We start from the raw sequence: 19,264 nt of genomic DNA on the forward strand, positions 1-19,264 counted from the left end.
TTCATTTTACTCTACTTTCAACCCCAGCCGTTTCTCAGCAACACGACAAACTGAAGACATCACACGCTTTGCGGGTGCCTCGCTTCCGACCATAATCACACAATCATCTGCGTAGCGCAACAAGCGAAGTACCCACATATCTAATGCATTGTCCAATTCATTAAGCATGATATTGGATAAGAGAGGAGATACATTTCCTCCCTGTGGTGTACCAACTAGCGTTTTATGACGTTGACCGTTAATGATAACACCTGAATGAAGATACTGACGAATCAAGGATTCCCTATCTCCGTCTTCGATTATGTTATGTACTAAGGACATCAATCTATCTTGAGGAACCCTATCGAAAAATTTCTCTAGGTCTATATCCACTATCCACTCATAGCCGTCATTTAAGTACTCTAAGAGCTTGGACAATGGCTTGTTGGATTATCCTATCCATCACTGTCGGAATCCCAAGCTGAAGGACACCTCCATTGGGTTGGGGGATTTCAACTCGCAGGACTGATTGAGGTTTGTATTTCCTCTGTTTTATCAGCTCCTTAGTCAAGCGCCAGTTTTGTCTGAGATAGTCATCCATCTCTTCGATAGTCATTCCATCAATCCCAGCTGAGCCTTTATTGGATTTTCCTTGATTGTAAGCTTCCAGCATATTTTCGCGTGATACTATCTTATCTAGCAATTTTGACATGTGCCTATTCCTTTCTTGTTTTGGTGCCTGAGGGATATCTTATATTGGTGAACCTTCATCTAGTCAATACGTGACAGAGTCCAGTTCTATCAGACCGTTCGTTTTACAGACACAAGTAAAGTAGGATTACTTCGATCTGTCGTTTTCTCTTTCTAGCGACAGACCTCAAACAGTCTCTCCCCAGACTGTTTGAGTATTCACCCCTTCGCTCCACTTCCATTACAGAAGTTTCCTCACTACTATGGGTTCGGCTGACTTCTCATGATTCCTTGTTACTACGCTTTCAGAGCTCATGAGACCTCACGGGATAAGTCCTACATCTTTCCTCGTTTATACAAGATATGAGGACGTTAAAAGGTTAGAGTGAAAATAGGAAATCTGACGCAGAGTCTTTAGACTCTAGAAAGATTTATCTTTTTCACACAAACCTTAGTCCGAATTCAATTACTCTCGTGATTTACGCATATGGGTTACGACTACCTTTTTGGACTTTAGAGTTTCTGGCCCCCTTATCCGCTATATACGCCTTACTATCACCTTCCTGTTCGTAGAGCCACGATTTCGCTATCCCTTCCTCTGACGATTCTTATTTCCAGTGTCAGACTTAAAACGGTCTATCCCCAGACCGTTTTAATCCGCTACCTCACGATAGTCAGGCTTGGGAATCGCTATTGGGTTCACCGGTAGCAGGTGCCCACCGAGGACTTACACCTCAGATGCACGACATGCCCGTCGTACCAGAAAAGAGCAGGAAAAATTTCCTACTCCAATTTTCTACACTCGTTCTCCATCACTGTTTACTCTGTAGCCATCCACCGTCGTATTAACAGCTAGGGCACCTGAAGAGTAAGAATAATACCACTTACCAGAAACTTGATACCAGCCTGTTTTCATTGCCCCTGAACTATCCAGATAATACCACGAGCCATTTTCCTTTAACCATCCTGTCTGCATTTCACCAGATAATTTCAAATAATACCAGCTAGAACCGTCTTTCAGCCAGCCTGTTGATTTAGAACCATTTGATTTGAAATGATACCAACTACCATTTATTTTCTTCCAACCGACAGTTGGACTACTATTGGATATATAGCTAGAGCTATTTCCTGATTGATTCTGATAATTTTGTGAAGAAGTCACTCCCTCTAGCTGTATATAGCGACGACTTCCGTTATAAGCCGTATAACTCAACCACTTGTAGCCATCTTTTTCGAGAATTTGATCATAATGAACCTTCTCCCCAGGATAATAGTAATCAATCACAGTTGCGCTAGCTAGAGGTTGATTTTTGATAGCTGACTTAGTCTTAAAATAATGTGTGCCCCCTGTTGAAGCTAAGGATTGACTAGTCCCAACACTGCCACCAGCCAAATCTTTAAAATGAATAAATCCTGTCATCGTATTTGCTTTTATACTTCGTTTATTATAGGCTTCTGTATAACCATAGTTATATTCCTCGATCTCAATCTGATCTCCCATTACATTTGACACCCAGGCAACATGCCCATAAGTTCCTGCAGTAGACCAAGCAATGGAGCCAATCGTCGGTGTATTATCTACACGATAGCCTTCACGACGAGCACGATGCCCCCATTCATTCGCATTTCCATAAGCCCTTGGAATCTCAAAACCATTGACATTACTCAAACGAAAGGCTGCGAAAGAAGTACACTGACGAGAATACATGCGCCACTGATCAATCTCCTGGCTCCCATTTTTATAATAAGCAGGATAATCATCTCCACGCGCAATCGATCCATTCCCTCCAGAGTAGGCATAGACACTATCACCCGCTGCTAGCATCAATCCTACTACTAAAAAAGAAACAAGCTTTTTAACTGACATCTTCAAGTAATAACTTGTCCCTCTTGCTATAAACGGTAAAATTTTCATTCTTCCTCCTTGAAAAATAATATAAATCGAAGATTGCCTTCACTTAAACTATTCGGAGAAAAAAGAAAAAGTGAGAAAATCTCTCACTTTAGTCCAGATAATGAATCAAATTCTTTTCTGTAAGGATATCTGAGTAGGTAAAGGATTCAACGTAAACATTAGCTTGTTTATCTCCTTCAACGTTCCCAAATTCCACAATAAATAGGGATGGATAAACTTCAATTAACTTACCCAATCTATTTTTTTGGCGCTTGCGCCCATTTTCCAAAGTCATTTCAATTACATGACCCTCATGCGCCTTGATTTCCTCTTTGATTTTTTTCATCTTGGCTACATCTGTAAATGCATCTGACATCTTATGCCTCCCTCTTTGAGATACTTGAAAATTTATTGTATTCTTTTTGGAAAATCAATTCCACAGTTCCACGAGCTCCACTACGGTTTTTCTCGATAATAACTTCCACCTTATTATTTGGTATGCCTTCCTCTTCTTCACCACCACGCTCATAGTAATCGTCGCGATAAAGAAAGGCTACGATATCAGCGTCCTGCTCGATAGACCCAGATTCACGAATATCAGACAAGACTGGTCTTTTATCCTGACGTTGTTCTACACCACGAGACAACTGACTCAGAGCGATTACTGGAACCTTCAGTTCCTTGGCTAGGATTTTCAACTGACGTGAAATTTCTGAAACTTCTTGTTGGCGGTTTTCTCGCCCAGTTCCCGTGATAAGCTGCAAGTAATCTATCAAAATCAAACCTAGATTGCCCGTTTCTTGAGCCAGTTTACGAGAACGAGAACGAATCTCTGTAATTCGAATCCCTGGCGTATCATCGATATAGATACTTGCGTTTGCTAGGTTCCCTTGAGCAATGGTATACTTTTGCCACTCCTCATCAGTCAATTGACCCGTACGGATAGAATGGGATTCCACCAAACCTTCTGCCGCCAACATACGATCCACTAGACTTTCCGCACCCATTTCCAGTGAGAAAATAGCTACCGTCTTGTCCAACTTAGTCCCAATATTCTGAGCGATATTCAAGGCAAAGGCTGTCTTACCAACCGCCGGACGAGCTGCTAAGATAATCAACTCCTCTTCATGCAGACCAGTCGTCATATGATCTAAATCACGATAGCCTGTCGCAATACCTGTAATATCAGTCGTTTGCTGCGAGCGAGCTTCCAGATTTCCAAAGTTAACATTCAACACGTCTCGAATATTCTTAAATCCACTTCGATTAGCATTTTCACTAACATCAATCAGCCCTTTTTCTGCCTGAGCAATGATTTCATCAGCTGGTTGTGAAGCCTCGTAAGCTTGATTGACAGACTCTGTCAACTTGGCGATTAATCGCCGTAACATAGCCTTTTCTGCAACAATTTTAGCATAATACTCCGCATTAGCAGAAGTTGGCACAGAATTGACAATCTCAACCAAGTAAGACAAGCCACCAATATTCTGCAAATCGCCTTGATTATCAAGAATAGTACGAACCGTTGTTGCATCTATAGCATCACCACGATCGGATAAATCGACCATAGCTTGGAAAATCAAACGATGGGCATACTTAAAAAAGTCCCGAGACTCAATATATTCTCGCACAAAAACAAGCTTACTCTCATCAATAAAGATAGCCCCCAAAACGGATTGTTCAGCTAAGATATCTTGAGGTTGTACTCGTAACTCTTCTACTTCTGCCATCAGACTTCCCTTCCTTTTACAATCTTGTCAAGAAGGTGTAAACTTATCCTTCTTTCACACGAAGATTGATTACACTTGTGATATCTTGATAGATTTTCACTGGCACATCAATCAAACCAACCGCTCGAATCGGAGCTTGTACTTGAATATGACGTTTATCAATCTTAATTCCAAATTGCTTTTGCAATTCTTCTGCAATCTTCTTATTGGTAATAGAACCAAAGGTACGACCATCTGGACCAACTTTTTCAACAAATTCTACAACCGTTTCTTCTGCTTCAAGCTGGGCTTTAATTGCTTTTGCTTCTGCAATCATCTCAGCGTGAGCTTTCTCTTCAGATTTTTGTTTACCACGAAGTTCACCTACAGCTTGAGCAGTCGCTTCTTTTGCTAGGTTCTTTTTGATAAGAAAGTTTTGCGCATACCCTGTTGGTACTTCCTTAATTTCGCCTTTTTTACCTTTTCCTTTAACATCTGCTAAAAAGATTACTTTCATTCTTCTTTCTCCTTTTCCTTTATTTCATTTAATACAATTTCTGTCAGTTTTTCACCTGCTTCTGACAAGGTTAAATCTTTAATTTGAGCTGCTGCCAAATTAAAGTGACCTCCACCGCCTAACTCTTCCATAATCCGTTGCACATTCAGTTTACTACGACTCCGAGCTGAGATGGATATAAAGCCTTGTGTATTTTTCGCAAGAACAAAACTCGCTTCAATACCTGACATAGCTAACATGGCATCTGCTGCCTTACTAATAACAACTGTATCATAGCATTTCGTGTCCTTAGCCTCTGCTATTAGTACATCTGAACCTAATTTACGCCCCTGTAAAATCAGTTCATTGACCTCACGATATTCTTCAAAATCTGTCGCAGCGATTTCTTGGATAGCAACACTATCACTTCCGCGCGTTCTGAGATAGCTAGCAACATCAAATGTCCGACTAGTCACTCGTGAGGTGAAATTTTTAGTATCCAACATCATACCAGCCATCAAGACACTTGCTTGCATACGACTCAAACGATTTTTCTTAGAATTTTGGAACTGAATCAACTCCGTTATCAACTCACTGGCACTACTTGCACCACTTTCGATATAAGTGATAACTGCATTATCTGGAAAATCCTGATCCCTTCTGTGGTGGTCAATAACAATAGTTTGGGTAAATAAATCATAAAATTCTTTTGATAATGTTAAGGCTGTCTTTGAATGGTCTACAAGAATCAACAAAGAACGATTGGTCACCATCCCCATTGCATCCTTAACAGACAACAACTTCGTAACTCCTTCTTTTTCTAAGAATGAAACAGCTCGTTCAATATCTGGAGACATTTGTTCTTCGTCATAAAGAGCATAGCTATTTTCAATCACATTGCTGGCGAACAACTGCATACCTACAGCAGAGCCCAAAGCATCCATATCTAAATTTCTATGCCCAACTACAAACACTTGATCCACACTACGAATCTTATCAGATATGGCTGTCATCATTGATCGAGTACGGGTACGAGTGCGCTTGATGGACGCAGCCGACCCACCGCCAAAGTAGACTGGATTTTTCGTTTCATCATTCTCCTTGACAACCACCTGGTCGCCACCACGTACTTCAGCCAAGTTCAAGTTGAGCAAAGCAACTTTCCCTATTTCATCATGATTTCCATCGCCATAAGAAAATCCCATACTTAAGGTCAAGGGCAACTGCCTCTGTTTCGACTCTTCTCTGAAAGCATCAATAACAGAAAATTTATCATTCATCAAGCCCTCAAGCACCGTATAGTCAGTAAATAGATAAAATCGATCCATACTTACCCGACGAGAAAACATCATGTATTTTTCTGAAAACTCTGATATAAAATTAGCTACAAAACTATTGATTTGACTAATATCTGACTCAGAAGTTGCATCCTCCAAATCATCATAATTATCCACAGACACAACTCCAATCACTGGTCGACTCGTTACTAATTCATCTGTTATGGCTTGCTCCCTGGATACATCTACAAAATACAAAACACCGGAAGAAGAATCCATATGAACAGCATAACGCTTCTCACCCAGCTTAGCATAAGTAGACGGATTTCCTACTGAAGCCTTGATAATCGTTTGAACAGCTTCTAAATCAAAATCGCCATCTTCCTTGGTCAAAATCAATTCAGCATAGGGATTAAACCACTCAACCTCTCCAGAAGATAAATTCAATTTCATAACACCTACAGGCATCTGTTCCAATAGAGCTGTCAAACTTTCTTCCGCTTGGTGGTTTACATACTGTATCTGTTCTACATCACTCCTTGTATAATGCACTCTCAGTTTCTTAAATAAAAAAACATAGCCTCCTACAAAAAGAAACAAAATTAAAACCGTCAACAGATTATTATTAACAAAAATAATGAAAGTGGATAAGACTCCAAACGCAATCAATCCTACTAGAATAGGAAAAATTGGACTTACATAAAATTTTTTCATTCAAAACCTCTTGGCACCCATTATACCATAATACCCCTCAAAAAGCGACTTTTTAAAAGTGTAATCAGTAATTCTATCAATTATAAGAAAAAGGTAGTTTACAATTCAGTAAACCTACCTTTACACATATTGAAATTAAGATTCTTTAACCTCTAACAAACCAATTTCGCCATCCTCACGACGATAAATCACATTGGTTGTCTGATCTTCAACATCCACATAGATAAAGAAATCATGCCCCAATAAATCCATTTGTAGAATTGCTTCTTCCAAATCCATTGGTTTTAAATCAATTTGTTTTGAACGAACAACTTTAGACTGGACAACATTTGAATCTTCCACCAAAGCATCTGTAAATAATTGACCAGTTGCTACCTTATTTTTATTTTTACGCTCGATTTTTGTTTTATTTTTACGAATCTGACGTTCAATTTTATCAGTTACAAGGTCAATTGAACCATACATATCTTGAGATACATCTTCTGCACGAAGAGTAATAGAGCCAAGCGGAATCGTTACTTCCACTTTAGCAGTTTTTTCACGATACACCTTCAAGTTAACTCGAGCATCCAACTCTTGTTCAGCTTGAAAATACTTTTCGATCTTTTCGAGTTTAGAAACTACATAATCACGAATTGCTTCTGTTACTTCTAGGTTTTCACCACGTATACTATATTTAATCATATGAGTACCTTCTTTCTAAACATTTTTGTTTTTATGATTTTATTATAACGCTTTCATTCTATTTTTGCAAATTTTTTCCTCATCTTACAAGGGAAAATGTTTTTACATCCTTAGCACCAGCTTCTTCCAACAGTTTCTTGACACGATTTATAGTTGCTCCTGTAGTATAGATATCATCTATAAGTAGGATTTTTTTAGGAATAGTGACTCCACTTTTTATAAAGAAAGGAAGTTCTGTCCCCAAGCGTTCTGAACGATTTTTAGAAGAACTGGCTCTCTCTTCTCTTTTCCCTAGTAAATCCAGATACGAAAAACCTGCTGCCTCTACCAAGCCCTCAACCTGATTAAATCCTCTGTTAACATATCTATCAGGACTTAGGGGAATGACTACAAATTGATACTCTTTGTACTTTTTTAACTCCTCACTTAAAACTGAAGCAAACACTTTTCTTAAAAGGAAGTCTCCATCAAACTTATACCGACTGAAAAAATCCTTCATAGCTTGATTGTAAGTAAAAATCGCTCTATGACTGACTTCAACTCCTTCTTTACACCAAAATTGACAACCTTGACACTTTGTTGACAATCCTATTTTCATACAGTTTGGACAGTGCTCTTCTCCAATCCTCTCAAAAGTAGAATCACAATCTAAACAAAGACAGGAGGCATCATTCTTCAGAAGTAAGAGACTACTAAAAGTTAAAACAGTCTTCATAGTCTGCTCACATAACAAGCACTTCATAGACCAGCCTCCTTATTCATCATCTGAATTTCCTTAATCGCCTTCTTAATTGAAGCATTTAACCCATCATGGAAGAAAAGCAAATCTCCTGTCGGTCTATCCATACTTCGTCCAACTCGTCCACCAATTTGAATCAAACTAGACTTGGTAAACAAACGATGATTAGCCTCTACTACGAAAACATCCACACAAGGGAATGTAACTCCACGCTCCAAGATTGTCGTACTGATAAGTATTGTCAGCTCCCCATCTCGAAAAGCTTGTACTTGCTCTAATCGATCCTCTGTTACAGAAGATACAAAGCCAATTTTCTCATTTGGAAATTGCTCCTGTAAGATTTCTTTTAACTGCTCCCCTTTCTTAATTTCTGAAGCAAAAATAAGTAACGGATAACCTGTCTTTCTCTGCTTATCAATATAGGACTTTAACTTTGGCGACAAACACTTCTTATCTAAGTAGCGATTAAAATCCGATAACCAAATTGGTTTTGGAATAATCAACGGATTTCCATGAAACCGTCTCGGTAAGCTCAATCTTTTTAGTTCTCCTAAACGGACTTTCCTATCTAACTCATCTGTCGAAGTCGCTGTTAAAAAGATTCTCAATCCATTCTCCTTTACACTATTCTTGACAGCATGGTAGAGCGTGGGATTGTCAACATAAGGAAAGGCATCTACTTCATCCACTATCAGCAAATCAAAAGCTTGATAAAACTTCAATAACTGATGGGTCGTCGCAACAACTAGTGGTGTTCGAAAATACGGCTCTGATTCTCCGTGTAGTAAAGATATCTCGCAAGCAAAATCATCTTGCAGGCGCTTATACAGCTCCAAACAAACATCTATGCGAGGACTAGCCAAACACACTGCACCACCTCCATTAATCACTTTAACCACTACTTGATAAATCATTTCTGTCTTTCCAGCTCCTGTTACCGCATGAACTAAGGTTGGCTTTTGCTTGTCTACTGCTTGAAGTAGTCCCTCTGACACCTTCTCTTGAAAAGGAGTTAATTGGCCGCGCCATTTGAGAACATCTTGCTTCGGAAAATCCTCCTGCGGAAAATAGTATAAAGTTTGATCACTTCTGACTCGCTTCATCAGCAAGCACTCTCGACAATAGTAAGCACCGATGGGCAAATACCATTCTTCTAGAACAGTACTATTACAACGTTGACAGAAAAGTTTCCCCTTCTCCTTTCTCATTGCTGGAAGTTTCTCCGCCAACTGACGTTCTTCTTCTGTTAATTCATTCTCAGTAAATAAACGACCGAGATAATTTGGATTTACTTTCATACTTCTTTATTCGTAAAAACTAGCACTTTAGATGATTTTTTAGTACAATTAAATCATGGAATTTAGAACAATTAAAGAGGACGGTCAAGTCCAAGAAGAAATCAAAAAATCTCGCTTTATCTGCCATGCCAAGCGTGTTTATAGCGAAGAAGAGGCTCGTGACTTCATTACTGCCATCAAAAAAGAACACTACAAAGCGACACATAACTGCTCTGCCTTTATTATTGGAGAACGTAGTGAAATTAAACGTACAAGTGATGATGGTGAGCCTAGTGGTACTGCTGGTGTTCCCATGCTTGGGGTACTAGAAAATCACAATCTCACCAATGTCTGTGTGGTTGTGACACGCTACTTTGGTGGTATTAAACTAGGCGCTGGAGGACTAATTCGTGCTTACGCCGGCAGTGTCGCCTTAGCTGTCAAAGAAATTGGCATCATTGAAATAAAGGAACAGGCGGGCATTGCTATTCAAATGTCTTATGCTCAGTACCAAGAGTACAGTAACTTTCTTAAAGAACATAATCTCATGGAGCTGGATACAAACTTTACAGATCAAGTCGATACGATGATTTATGTTGATAAAGAAGAAAAAGAAACTATTAAAGCTGCACTGGTAGAATTTTTTAATGGAAAAGTCACTTTAACTGATCAAGGTTTACGCGAAGTTGAGGTTCCTGTAAACCTAGTGTAAACAATAGATAATACAGTGTTTCACTGATATTTCCACCGCTACTTTAATTAGCAAAATAAAAAGATGCGTACCAAAATATACTAGAAAATGAAGCAATTCAAACGAAACCTGATATCGTTTTCCTTTACACCTATTTACTAGAATTAGCTGAACACAATCGCTTAAAAATTAATGGCTTAGACCTGTGATATAAAAAAATCCTATCACTTCGATAGGATTTCTATATTTTACAAATGGTATAGATAGCGTTATACTAGAAATATCTTATACAAAGAGGTATTCATATGTCTATTTATAACAACATTACTGAACTAGTCGGTCAAACACCGATTGTTAGACTCAACAACATTGTGCCAGAAGGTGCTGCAGATGTCTATGTAAAACTTGAAGCATTTAATCCTGGTTCATCTGTAAAAGACCGTATTGCCCTTAGCATGATTGAAAAAGCTGAACAAGATGGTATTCTGAAACCTGGTTCTACTATTGTTGAAGCAACAAGTGGAAACACTGGTATTGGACTTTCATGGGTAGGGGCTGCTAAAGGGTATAAAGTTGTCATCGTTATGCCTGAAACTATGAGTGTAGAACGCCGTAAGATTATCCAAGCCTATGGTGCTGAACTCGTCCTTACGCCTGGTAGCGAAGGAATGAAGGGTGCTATTGCTAAGGCTCAAGAAATCGCTGCTGAACGTGATGGCTTCCTTCCTCTTCAATTTGACAATCCAGCTAATCCAGAAGTACACGAAAGAACAACAGGAGCTGAAATACTAGCTGCTTTCGGTAAAGATGGACTAGATGCCTTTGTTGCTGGAGTGGGTACCGGTGGAACGATTTCTGGTGTTTCTCATGCACTCAAATCAGCAAATTCAAACATTCAAGTTTATGCAGTGGAAGCTGATGAATCTGCTATTCTATCTGGTGAAAAACCTGGTCCTCACAAAATTCAAGGTATCTCAGCTGGATTTATTCCTGATACACTTGATACTAAAGCCTATGATGGTATCGTTCGTGTAACATCAGATGATGCTCTTGCACTCGGACGTGAAATTGGTGGAAAAGAAGGCTTCCTTGTAGGGATTTCCTCAGCTGCAGCTATCTACGGAGCCATCGAGATTGCCAAAAAATTAGGTACAGGTAAAAAAATCCTTGCTCTAGCACCAGATAACGGTGAACGTTATCTCTCTACAGCACTCTATGAATTTGAAGTTTAGTCTCCTAAATACAATTGGCCCTTATTATAGGGCTTTTTATTTTTACCTTGAAAATAGGAAGCTCTCCCTATAAGGATCGACTGCATAGAAAAAAGGAAGCAAATTTACTTCCTTTCTATAATTAGTTATTCAAGGCTGCTGCCATTGTAGCTGCAACTTCAGCTTCAAAGTCGTTTGCAGCTTTCTCAATACCTTCACCAACTTCAAAGCGAGCGAACTCAACTACTGAAGCGTTAACTGATTCAAGGTATGCTTCAACTGTCTTGCTGTCATCCATGATGTAAACTTGTGCAAGAAGTGTATAAGCTTGGTCAACTTTAGTGTTGTCAAGCATGAAGCGATCCATTTTACCTGGGATAATTTTGTCCCAGATTTTTTCTGGTTTGCCTTCTGCAGCCAACTCAGCTTTGATGTCAGCTTCAGCTTGAGCAATCACTTCATCAGTCAATTGTGCTTTTGATCCATACTTCAAGTGTGGAAGAGCTGGTTTGTTAACCATTGCACGACTTTCGTTATCTTGGTCGATAACGTGGTTCAATTGTGCCAACTCATCTTTAACAAATTGCTCATCCAATTCTTTGTATGAAAGAACTGTTGGTTTCATCGCTGCGATGTGCATTGAAATTTGTTTAGCAAGTGCTTCGTCTCCACCTTCGATTACAGAGATAACACCGATACGTCCACCGTTATGTTGGTAAGCTCCAAAGTGTTGTGCGTCTGTTTTTTCAATCAATGCAAAGCGACGGAATGAGATTTTTTCTCCGATAGTTGCTGTTGCAGATACGTATGCAGCTTCAAGAGTTTCACCTGAAGGCATTGTCAAAGCAAGAGCTTCTTCGTTGTTAGCTGGTTTTCCTTCAACGATTGCTTTAGCTGTTGCGTTTACTAACTCAACAAATTGAGCGTTTTTCGCAACGAAGTCAGTTTCAGCATTTACTTCAACAACTGCTGCAATGTTACCGTCAACATAAACACCAGTCAAACCTTCTGCAGCAACACGGTCAGCTTTCTTAGCTGCCTTAGCCATACCTTTTTCACGAAGCAATTCAATCGCTTTTTCGATGTCACCGTCTGTTTCTACAAGCGCTTTTTTAGCGTCCATAACACCGGCACCAGATTTTTCACGCAACTCTTTTACAAGTTTAGCTGTAATTTCTGCCATTTTGATTCTCCTATATTTTTTAAAAATAGGAGAGCCGGGCTAAGCCCCGCCCTCCTAGGTAATTACTATTTATATAAATTAAGCGTTGTCGCCTTCTACAACTTCAACGATTTCTTCAATTGAATCTGCTTGAGTTTCTGAAGCTGCAAATTCTGCTTCAACTGCTACTGCATCCTCACCTTGACGTCCTTCGATGATAGCGTCAGCCAATTTAGCTGTGATCAATTTAACAGCACGGATAGCGTCATCGTTAGCTGGGATGATTACATCAATATCATCTGGATCAGTATTTGTGTCAACCATCGCTACAACTGGGATTCCCAATTTTTTAGCTTCTTTAACAGCGATTTGCTCTTTATGTGGGTCAACTACGTACATCACATCTGGGATACGAGGCATATCTTCGATACCACCCAAGAATTTTTCAAGACGCGCACGTTGTTTGTTAAGAAGTGCAACTTCTTTCTTAGGAAGAACTTCGAAAGTTCCATCTTCTTCCATACGTTTGATTTCTTTCAAACGAGCGATACGTTTTTGGATTGTTCCCCAGTTTGTAAGAGTTCCACCCAACCAACGGTGGTTGATGAAGTATTGACCTGAACGTACTGCTTCTTCAGCAACTGCATCAGCTGCTTGTTTCTTAGTACCAACGAACAATACAACTGCATCGTTAGCTGCTGCATCACGCATGAAGTCGTATGCTTGGTCAGCATATTTTACAGTTTGTTGCAAGTCGATAACGTGGATTCCGTTACGTTCAGTAAAGATGTACTTAGCCATCTTAGGGTTCCAGCGACGAGTTTGGTGACCAAAGTGTACACCAGCCTCAAGAAGTTGTTTCATTGAAATTACTGCCATGAGTATTTCTCCTTTTTGTTTTTTCCTCTTCTTGACTTCAACTCGCAAAACGACCCAAGGGCAACTGCTTCACAATTCATCAAGAATGAGTATTATCGTTCATACGACAATTTTTATTCTACCATACTTTTTCGATATTTTCAAGCTATTTTGATGGGATTTTTAATAGTTATTGTCTCTGGTAAAATCTGAAAAGAGGGCTCTATTCGAGTCCCTCTATAATTAGTCTGCATAAATATATGTTACAAAACCTTCAGAAGTCGTTGTTGGATTGAACCATCCACGGTGATTTCCAATTGTACGATTCCCAGCATAATTTGATTCTGATACTTGGATACGTGTTGTTGATTCAACAGCTGTAACAACCGCTACGTGACCATATCCACCATCGTTCCAACATGCAATTGCTCCAACTTGAGGTGTTGAACCTGTACGGAAACCTGCTGCTGCTGCACTTGTGGCCCACTGTGCTCCATTACCCCAATAGTCTCCAGCCCAAGGTGCTAATGTTTTAACTCCCCATGTACATTCACCAATTGGATAAGTTGAAGCATTTGTACTGTATGTTGGGCGTTGTTTGACTGCCACAGGAGTATATGTTGTTGATTCCGAAGAAGCTACAGCTTGAACCTGTGCTGCAAAAGTCGTATTTCCAGAAGCAACAACTGTTTGTTGTTGACTTACTTGTTTTGCCTTATAAGCTGCTTCTGCTGCCGCAGCTGCACGAGCCTCTGCCTCAGCTGCTGCTTTTTGCTCTAATAGACTTGCTTTTTCCCCTTCAGCTGTCGCTTTCTCAGCAGCAAGACTCAATTCAGCAGCCTTTAGTTCTGCCTGTTTCGTAGTCAATGCTTGAGCATCATCAGCTAATTTTTGTTGATTAGCAATTACAGTATTGATAGCATCATTATTTGCTACTTGTTTTTCAGAAATAGCTTTTTTATCTGCCTTTTGTTGTTCTAACATTTTGTTGTTCGCAGATACGATTTCACTCATTGCAGTAACACGTGAAATAGCTTCTGTAATTGATTTTGAGTTTACAATGGTATTGATATAGCTAGTTGCAGCTCCATTTGTTTGAGCACTACGAGCTTGTTTTTCCAAAGATTGGTTACGAGAAACAATGTTTTTGGAAAGTTCTGTAATCTCACCCTCGAGTTTCTTAGATTCTGCTTGTAATCTATCATTTTCAGATTGCAAGTTAGATTGCTCTGCTTGAATCGCAGATACTTGCTCCTGAATTTGATCAACTTGTTTTTGTGCTTCTTCTTGTTGTGCTGTTAAATTACTAATTTTATTATCTTGAGCAGCAATTTTGTCATCAGTCGTTTCTGCATGGGCAGTCGTCAATACTGCTGCCTGGGAAACCATTACTGTACTTAATAAAAGCGAGGCTAAGATTTTTTTCTTCATGGCTAATAAATACTCCTTCTGTTTAAGACAATACTAGTATACCAAAAAAAATTCCAATAAACATTACGCCTTTGTTACATTTATATGTCGTTCTTATAGATAATATTTTTCAAAAATAAATTGAAAAACAGTAATCCATAAAAAATTTAAAATCATCGTCGGTACCAAGCTATAGACTATAAAAATCGACATGCTATCTACTGTCAACCCTACCATAAAAGCCAAAAGATAACTACCCATTTCAAACAGGAATGTCAGCACAATCATAGCTAGCATTCTTGTCCAACGATTCAACAAAATAACACTATTCAATTTATGAAGGAAGGCTCCCAATAAGATAAATAAGAGAGTTGCAATCCCTATTAGATGGAAAAAGTAAACATCATAAACCAAGCCTATAACAAAACAATAGACTAGATAGAGATACTCTGATACTTCTATCGTCTCAAATAAGAGAAATAGAAACAGAAAATGACTAGCCAAATGTACATGGGGGAAAAATGAGCCCAGAAGCTGGCTAATATGGGCGTCAATTAGAACAAAGAAAGGAAGCAATAAAAATACTCCAACCTGCTTCAACTGTCTCATTATGAATTCCCCACTAATTCTATCACATCCACATTATGAGTATCTGCACTCAATTTAACAGTTACTTCTCGTGTCAAATAGTCTGTACTATGCGTTGTGGCAACCACTTCACCAACAGGAATATCCGCAACATTAAAGTTTCCTAATCCACCCGTTGTCACCTTATCGCCTGAACTAATATCGCTATTACTATTTAATTGGCTAATTTTAAGAACTTCATTTTCCTTGTCGTAGCCAACAATAATACCATAAATTGTGGTAGTGCCGTGTTGAATTTTAACAGAAATCTTATCAGCATTTTCCGTATTTGTCAGAAGGTTGACCATAGTAGAGTTGTCCTCCACTTTTGAAACACTCCCAATCAAACCACCGTTTGCAATTACTAACATATTCTCAGAAGCACCTTTTGATCTACCTGCATCCAAGGTCAACTCCTGCTTCCAAGATACCGGAGAACGCATAATAACATCTGCTGCCAAAGTCTTTGTGGCTTGCAATTTAGACTTCATATCAAGCAATTGACGCAGTTGTTCATTTTCCGTCTTTAAACTTTCCGCCTCATTTGATTTGACTTCTAACTGGTAAAGCTGTTTCTTCAAACTTTCATTTTCATTATATGCTCGTGTCAAATGAGCCAAATCTGATTTGACAGAATCAAACCACCGAAAAGGTTTTTGCACAACCCTATCAACCAATAAGATTCCATCTCCTAATTTTGTCACAATTGTACTTGAATAAGTCGTCGCTAAGAGAGCTGAGACAAGCAGAACAGTGACAAAAACAATAATGACATATTTTGATTTTTTAAAACGGTTCATATCCCTACCTTTATATCAAGAACTGTTACAGTAACTTTTTTATCAATTCCTGAAAGCTACTAAGATTTTAAGAAAAATAAGCAACAACCAAGTACGATAATAACAAGAATGGTCAGCGTATCCTTTAGAGTCCATTTCAATTGTCGGTATTGACTTCTGCCTTTTCCACCCTGATAACCACGCGCTTCCATAGCGATAGCCAAGGAATCCGCACGTTTTAAACTTGTTGCAAAAAGAGGAATCAAAATGGGAATCATCGCCTTTACTTTTTGAACAATGCTTCCTTCACCAAAATCCACTCCACGCGCTTTCTGCGCATTCATAATCCGCGTCGTATCATCCATTAATGTTGGGACAAAACGTAGACTCATGGACAGCATCAATCCAATTTCATGAACTGGAACTTTCACACGCTTTAAAGGCGCTAACAAAGCTTCGACAGCTGATGCTAAACTTAAGGGCATGGTCGTTAAGGTTAACAAAGTTGAAAAGAAAATAATCAATACAAAACGACAAAAAATAATTCCAGCTTGTTGCAAAGCATAATCCGTGATTCTCACAAACGAAAACTCAAATAAAACATTCCCATTAGAAATGAAAAATAGTTGAAAAATAGTTGTGAAGGCAATCAAGAAAAACATAGACTTCAAGCCCTGAATAAAAAATGAAAGAGATACTCCTGACAAGGCAATAAATATCCCTGTCGCTATAAAAAGAATCAGATTCGTCAAGGGGTTATTAGCCCAAAACACAATCAAAATCAGTAGCATCATAGCAAGCAATTTGCTACGTGGATCCAATCGGTGAACAATCGAATCCCCTGGGATATAACGCCCTAAAATCATACTATCCATTTAGCGACTCCTTGAACTCCTCTATCTTAATCGGTAATCGTTTAAATGACACGCCTCTATCAGCCAATCGTTTACAAAAGGCCGTAATTTTAGGTACTCCCAACTGCACTTCTTCCATAAAGACAACATCTTGAAAGACATCACTTGGCTTACCACCCTTAACTAGACGTCCCTTTTCCATCACATAGACTTGATTCGCATGTTCAGCAACATCATCCATCAAATGTGTTACCAAGACGATGGTCATCCCTGACTGGTGGAGTTTTCTGAACAGGGTCATCAACTCTTTTCTCCCTAGAGGATCTAGACCAGCTGTTGGCTCATCTAAGACTAATATAGCTGGTTCCATGGCAAGTATGCCTGCAATGGCGACACGTCTCATTTGTCCACCAGACAACTCAAACGGACTACGATTAAAAAGTGATTCATCAATTCCAACCAAAGCCAGTTTCTCACGCGCAATCTGCTCCGCATCTTCCTCAGAAACTCCAAAATTTTGCGGTCCAAAAGCAACGTCTTTCAAAACCGTTTCTTCAAAAATCTGATTTTCAGCAAACTGAAATACCAAGCCAACCTGTTTTCTAATTTGACGAATATCTTTATTTTTAGAAGTCGAGGTGATTAAGGTATCAAAAACCCTCACACTCCCTTGACTTGGCACCAATAAACCATTTAAGAGTTGTAAAATAGTTGATTTACCACTACCTGTGTGCCCAATTAAAGCCGTATAAGAACCATCTTCAATCGTCAAAGAAACATCCGACAAAGCTGTTGAAGCTAAGGGAGTCCCTTCTTGATATGTAAAACTCACATTTTCTAGAGCAATTCCCATAATTTATCCTCTAGCTCACTTTCTGTCAAATAATTTTCAGGTAAATCATAGCCATTCTGGCTCAAAGAATATTTTACTTGATTGGCAAAAGGATCGTCTAATCCAATTTGATCTAAATCATTTCGAGAGAAAAGTTCTCTTGGGCTACTAGTTGATTCAATTTCCCCTTTTTTCATGACCAATACGCGGTCACTCATGGCAACTTCTTCCAAATCATGGGTAATAGAAATGACCGTCATATCATAGTCTTTCCGAATTCCCTGTACTGTCTCAATCAGTTCTCTACGCCCCTCAGGGTCCAACATACTCGTTGCTTCATCTAAGATTAAAATAGCTGGTCTTAGGGCTACAACACCTGCAATGGCCACACGTTGTTTTTGGCCACCTGATAGACGCGCCGGCTCTCTCTTTTTAAAGTCCAACATGCCAACCAAATCTAGAGCTTCCTCCACTCTCTTTTTCATTTCTTGACGAGAAAGACCCTGATTTTCCAAACCAAAGGCTACATCATCTTCAACAGTCGCTCCAACAAATTGATTGTCTGGATTTTGAAAAACCATACCGATTTGACGACGTATTTTCCAAACATTTTCCTCAGTCAACCGTTGACCATCTATTACAATCTCTCCAGATTCTGCTTCCAGTAAGCCATCAATTAATCGAACCGTCGTTGATTTACCACTACCATTATGCCCTACAATCGAAAGCCATTCTCCACGTTTCACGTGAAACGTAATATCCTTCACATCATAGTATTCTTGACTTTCCTTATAACGAAAAGAAAGATTTTTTACATCAATTATTGATTTCATTTCGAACCAAATGTCCCTTTAAATACATAGGCACTACCCTTGAAATAATCATAGCCAGAGTAGATAGTGAAAAACAAGGCCACATAAAGTAGAACTTGACCAAGCAAAGTCCAATGTAATAGCAAGAAAATAATGGCAAACATCTGACTAAAAGTTTTAATTTTTCCAGGCATTGCTGCTGCTAAAACTGTCCCACCAGTTTCAACCAGTAATAGTCTTAAACCTGTAACAGCCAACTCACGACAGATGATTACTGCAACAATCCAAGCTGGAGCCATACCTAACTCAATCAACATAATAAAAGCCGACATAACTAGTAACTTATCCGCCATAGGATCTGCAAATTTACCGAAATTACTGACTACATTCCATTTACGAGCTAAATATCCGTCTAAATAATCTGTAATACTGGCAATAGCAAAGATAATAGCTGCCACTATATGACTCTCTATCGAATTTCCTATCGTTAAAATAAAGATAAAAATAGGTATAAAGAGAATTCGACCTATTGTTAAGAGATTGGGAATTTGTTCTTTTTTCATTCGTTT

General features: G+C 39.0%; 19 protein-coding genes and 2 pseudogenes. 3 read left to right on the forward strand and 18 right to left on the reverse strand.

Annotated features, from left to right (window positions below; translation table 11 throughout):
• Positions 1–12 precede the first annotated feature (12 nt).
• The 9 genes and pseudogenes from HT693_RS06605 to HT693_RS06645 form a co-directional block, all read right to left on the reverse strand.
• Positions 13–691, reverse strand: a pseudogene (locus HT693_RS06605) (reverse transcriptase domain-containing protein); the annotation flags it as partial.
• A gap of 774 nt (positions 692–1,465) precedes the next feature.
• Positions 1,466–2,584, reverse strand: a complete 1,119-nt coding sequence (gene cbpD, locus HT693_RS06610) for a choline binding-anchored murein hydrolase CbpD (protein ID WP_172922144.1) — start codon at positions 2,582–2,584, stop codon at positions 1,466–1,468.
• 88 nt (positions 2,585–2,672) lie between these two features.
• A complete protein-coding gene (locus tag HT693_RS06615; RefSeq protein ID WP_001278160.1) occupies positions 2,673–2,939 on the reverse strand; it encodes a Veg family protein in 267 nt (88 codons plus the stop codon).
• A gap of 1 nt (position 2,940) precedes the next feature.
• The gene (dnaB, locus tag HT693_RS06620) at positions 2,941–4,293 is read right to left on the reverse strand and encodes a replicative DNA helicase (RefSeq protein ID WP_000852490.1); all 1,353 of its coding nucleotides are present in this window, start codon (positions 4,291–4,293) and stop codon (positions 2,941–2,943) included.
• Positions 4,294–4,336: 43 nt separating this feature from the next.
• Positions 4,337–4,789, reverse strand: a complete 453-nt coding sequence (gene rplI / locus HT693_RS06625; protein ID WP_000864214.1) for a 50S ribosomal protein L9 — start codon at positions 4,787–4,789, stop codon at positions 4,337–4,339.
• The gene (locus HT693_RS06630) at positions 4,786–6,759 is read right to left on the reverse strand and encodes a DHH family phosphoesterase (RefSeq protein ID WP_055387781.1); all 1,974 of its coding nucleotides are present in this window, start codon (positions 6,757–6,759) and stop codon (positions 4,786–4,788) included. The genes rplI and HT693_RS06630 overlap by 4 nt, the downstream gene beginning before the upstream one ends.
• 135 nt (positions 6,760–6,894) lie before the next feature.
• Entirely contained in the window at positions 6,895–7,443 is a 549-nt protein-coding gene (raiA, locus tag HT693_RS06635) for a ribosome-associated translation inhibitor RaiA (RefSeq protein ID WP_000599099.1), read from the reverse strand.
• 79 nt (positions 7,444–7,522) lie between these two features.
• On the reverse strand, positions 7,523–8,185 hold the full coding sequence (locus HT693_RS06640; RefSeq protein ID WP_023936284.1) for a ComF family protein: 663 nt from the start codon (positions 8,183–8,185) through the stop codon (positions 7,523–7,525).
• On the reverse strand, positions 8,182–9,480 hold the full coding sequence (locus HT693_RS06645; protein ID WP_055387780.1) for a DEAD/DEAH box helicase: 1,299 nt from the start codon (positions 9,478–9,480) through the stop codon (positions 8,182–8,184). The genes HT693_RS06640 and HT693_RS06645 overlap by 4 nt, the downstream gene beginning before the upstream one ends.
• A 55-nt stretch (positions 9,481–9,535) precedes the next feature.
• On the opposite strand from HT693_RS06645, the gene HT693_RS06650 reads away from it, so the two are divergent.
• The 3 genes and pseudogenes from HT693_RS06650 to cysK all read left to right on the forward strand — a co-directional run bounded on the left by HT693_RS06650 (position 9,536) and on the right by cysK (position 11,382).
• The gene (locus tag HT693_RS06650) at positions 9,536–10,171 is read left to right on the forward strand and encodes a YigZ family protein (protein ID WP_000395743.1); all 636 of its coding nucleotides are present in this window, start codon (positions 9,536–9,538) and stop codon (positions 10,169–10,171) included.
• 104 nt (positions 10,172–10,275) lie between these two features.
• Positions 10,276–10,359 (forward strand): annotated as a pseudogene (locus tag HT693_RS12040) (PH domain-containing protein); the annotation flags it as partial.
• Positions 10,360–10,455: 96 nt separating this feature from the next.
• Positions 10,456–11,382: a cysteine synthase A gene (cysK, locus tag HT693_RS06655; protein WP_023936280.1), complete on the forward strand. Its 927-nt coding sequence runs from the start codon at positions 10,456–10,458 to the stop codon at positions 11,380–11,382.
• Positions 11,383–11,503: 121 nt separating this feature from the next.
• On the opposite strand, the gene tsf is transcribed toward cysK, so the two are convergent.
• The 9 genes from tsf to pgsA all read right to left on the reverse strand — a co-directional run bounded on the left by tsf (position 11,504) and on the right by pgsA (position 19,258).
• A complete protein-coding gene (gene tsf / locus HT693_RS06660; RefSeq protein ID WP_023936278.1) occupies positions 11,504–12,544 on the reverse strand; it encodes a translation elongation factor Ts in 1,041 nt (346 codons plus the stop codon).
• A gap of 78 nt (positions 12,545–12,622) precedes the next feature.
• Positions 12,623–13,402 carry a 30S ribosomal protein S2 gene (gene rpsB / locus HT693_RS06665; protein ID WP_000268466.1) on the reverse strand — a complete coding sequence of 260 codons (780 nt, stop codon included), beginning with the start codon at positions 13,400–13,402 and terminating at the stop codon, positions 12,623–12,625.
• A 222-nt stretch (positions 13,403–13,624) separates the two neighbouring features.
• On the reverse strand, positions 13,625–14,812 hold the full coding sequence (locus HT693_RS06670; protein WP_023936275.1) for a CHAP domain-containing protein: 1,188 nt from the start codon (positions 14,810–14,812) through the stop codon (positions 13,625–13,627).
• 93 nt (positions 14,813–14,905) lie between these two features.
• Positions 14,906–15,400, reverse strand: a complete 495-nt coding sequence (gene mreD, locus HT693_RS06675; protein WP_023933023.1) for a rod shape-determining protein MreD — start codon at positions 15,398–15,400, stop codon at positions 14,906–14,908.
• On the reverse strand, positions 15,400–16,218 hold the full coding sequence (gene mreC, locus HT693_RS06680) for a rod shape-determining protein MreC (protein WP_138704645.1): 819 nt from the start codon (positions 16,216–16,218) through the stop codon (positions 15,400–15,402). The genes mreD and mreC overlap by 1 nt, the downstream gene beginning before the upstream one ends.
• 59 nt (positions 16,219–16,277) lie before the next feature.
• Positions 16,278–17,072: an energy-coupling factor transporter transmembrane protein EcfT gene (locus HT693_RS06685; protein ID WP_023936273.1), complete on the reverse strand. Its 795-nt coding sequence runs from the start codon at positions 17,070–17,072 to the stop codon at positions 16,278–16,280.
• The gene (locus HT693_RS06690) at positions 17,065–17,904 is read right to left on the reverse strand and encodes an energy-coupling factor transporter ATPase (RefSeq protein ID WP_023936271.1); all 840 of its coding nucleotides are present in this window, start codon (positions 17,902–17,904) and stop codon (positions 17,065–17,067) included. Before HT693_RS06690 ends, HT693_RS06685 begins: the two co-directional genes overlap by 8 nt.
• The gene (locus HT693_RS06695) at positions 17,889–18,716 is read right to left on the reverse strand and encodes an energy-coupling factor ABC transporter ATP-binding protein (protein WP_000835726.1); all 828 of its coding nucleotides are present in this window, start codon (positions 18,714–18,716) and stop codon (positions 17,889–17,891) included. Before HT693_RS06695 ends, HT693_RS06690 begins: the two co-directional genes overlap by 16 nt.
• Positions 18,713–19,258, reverse strand: coding sequence for a CDP-diacylglycerol--glycerol-3-phosphate 3-phosphatidyltransferase (gene pgsA / locus HT693_RS06700; RefSeq protein ID WP_000712127.1), 546 nt, complete (start codon positions 19,256–19,258; stop codon positions 18,713–18,715). The genes HT693_RS06695 and pgsA overlap by 4 nt, the downstream gene beginning before the upstream one ends.
• Positions 19,259–19,264: the final 6 nt, after the last annotated feature.

This window comes from Streptococcus sp. 2154 (genome assembly GCF_013277255.1).
GTDB lineage: Bacteria > Bacillota > Bacilli > Lactobacillales > Streptococcaceae > Streptococcus > Streptococcus pseudopneumoniae.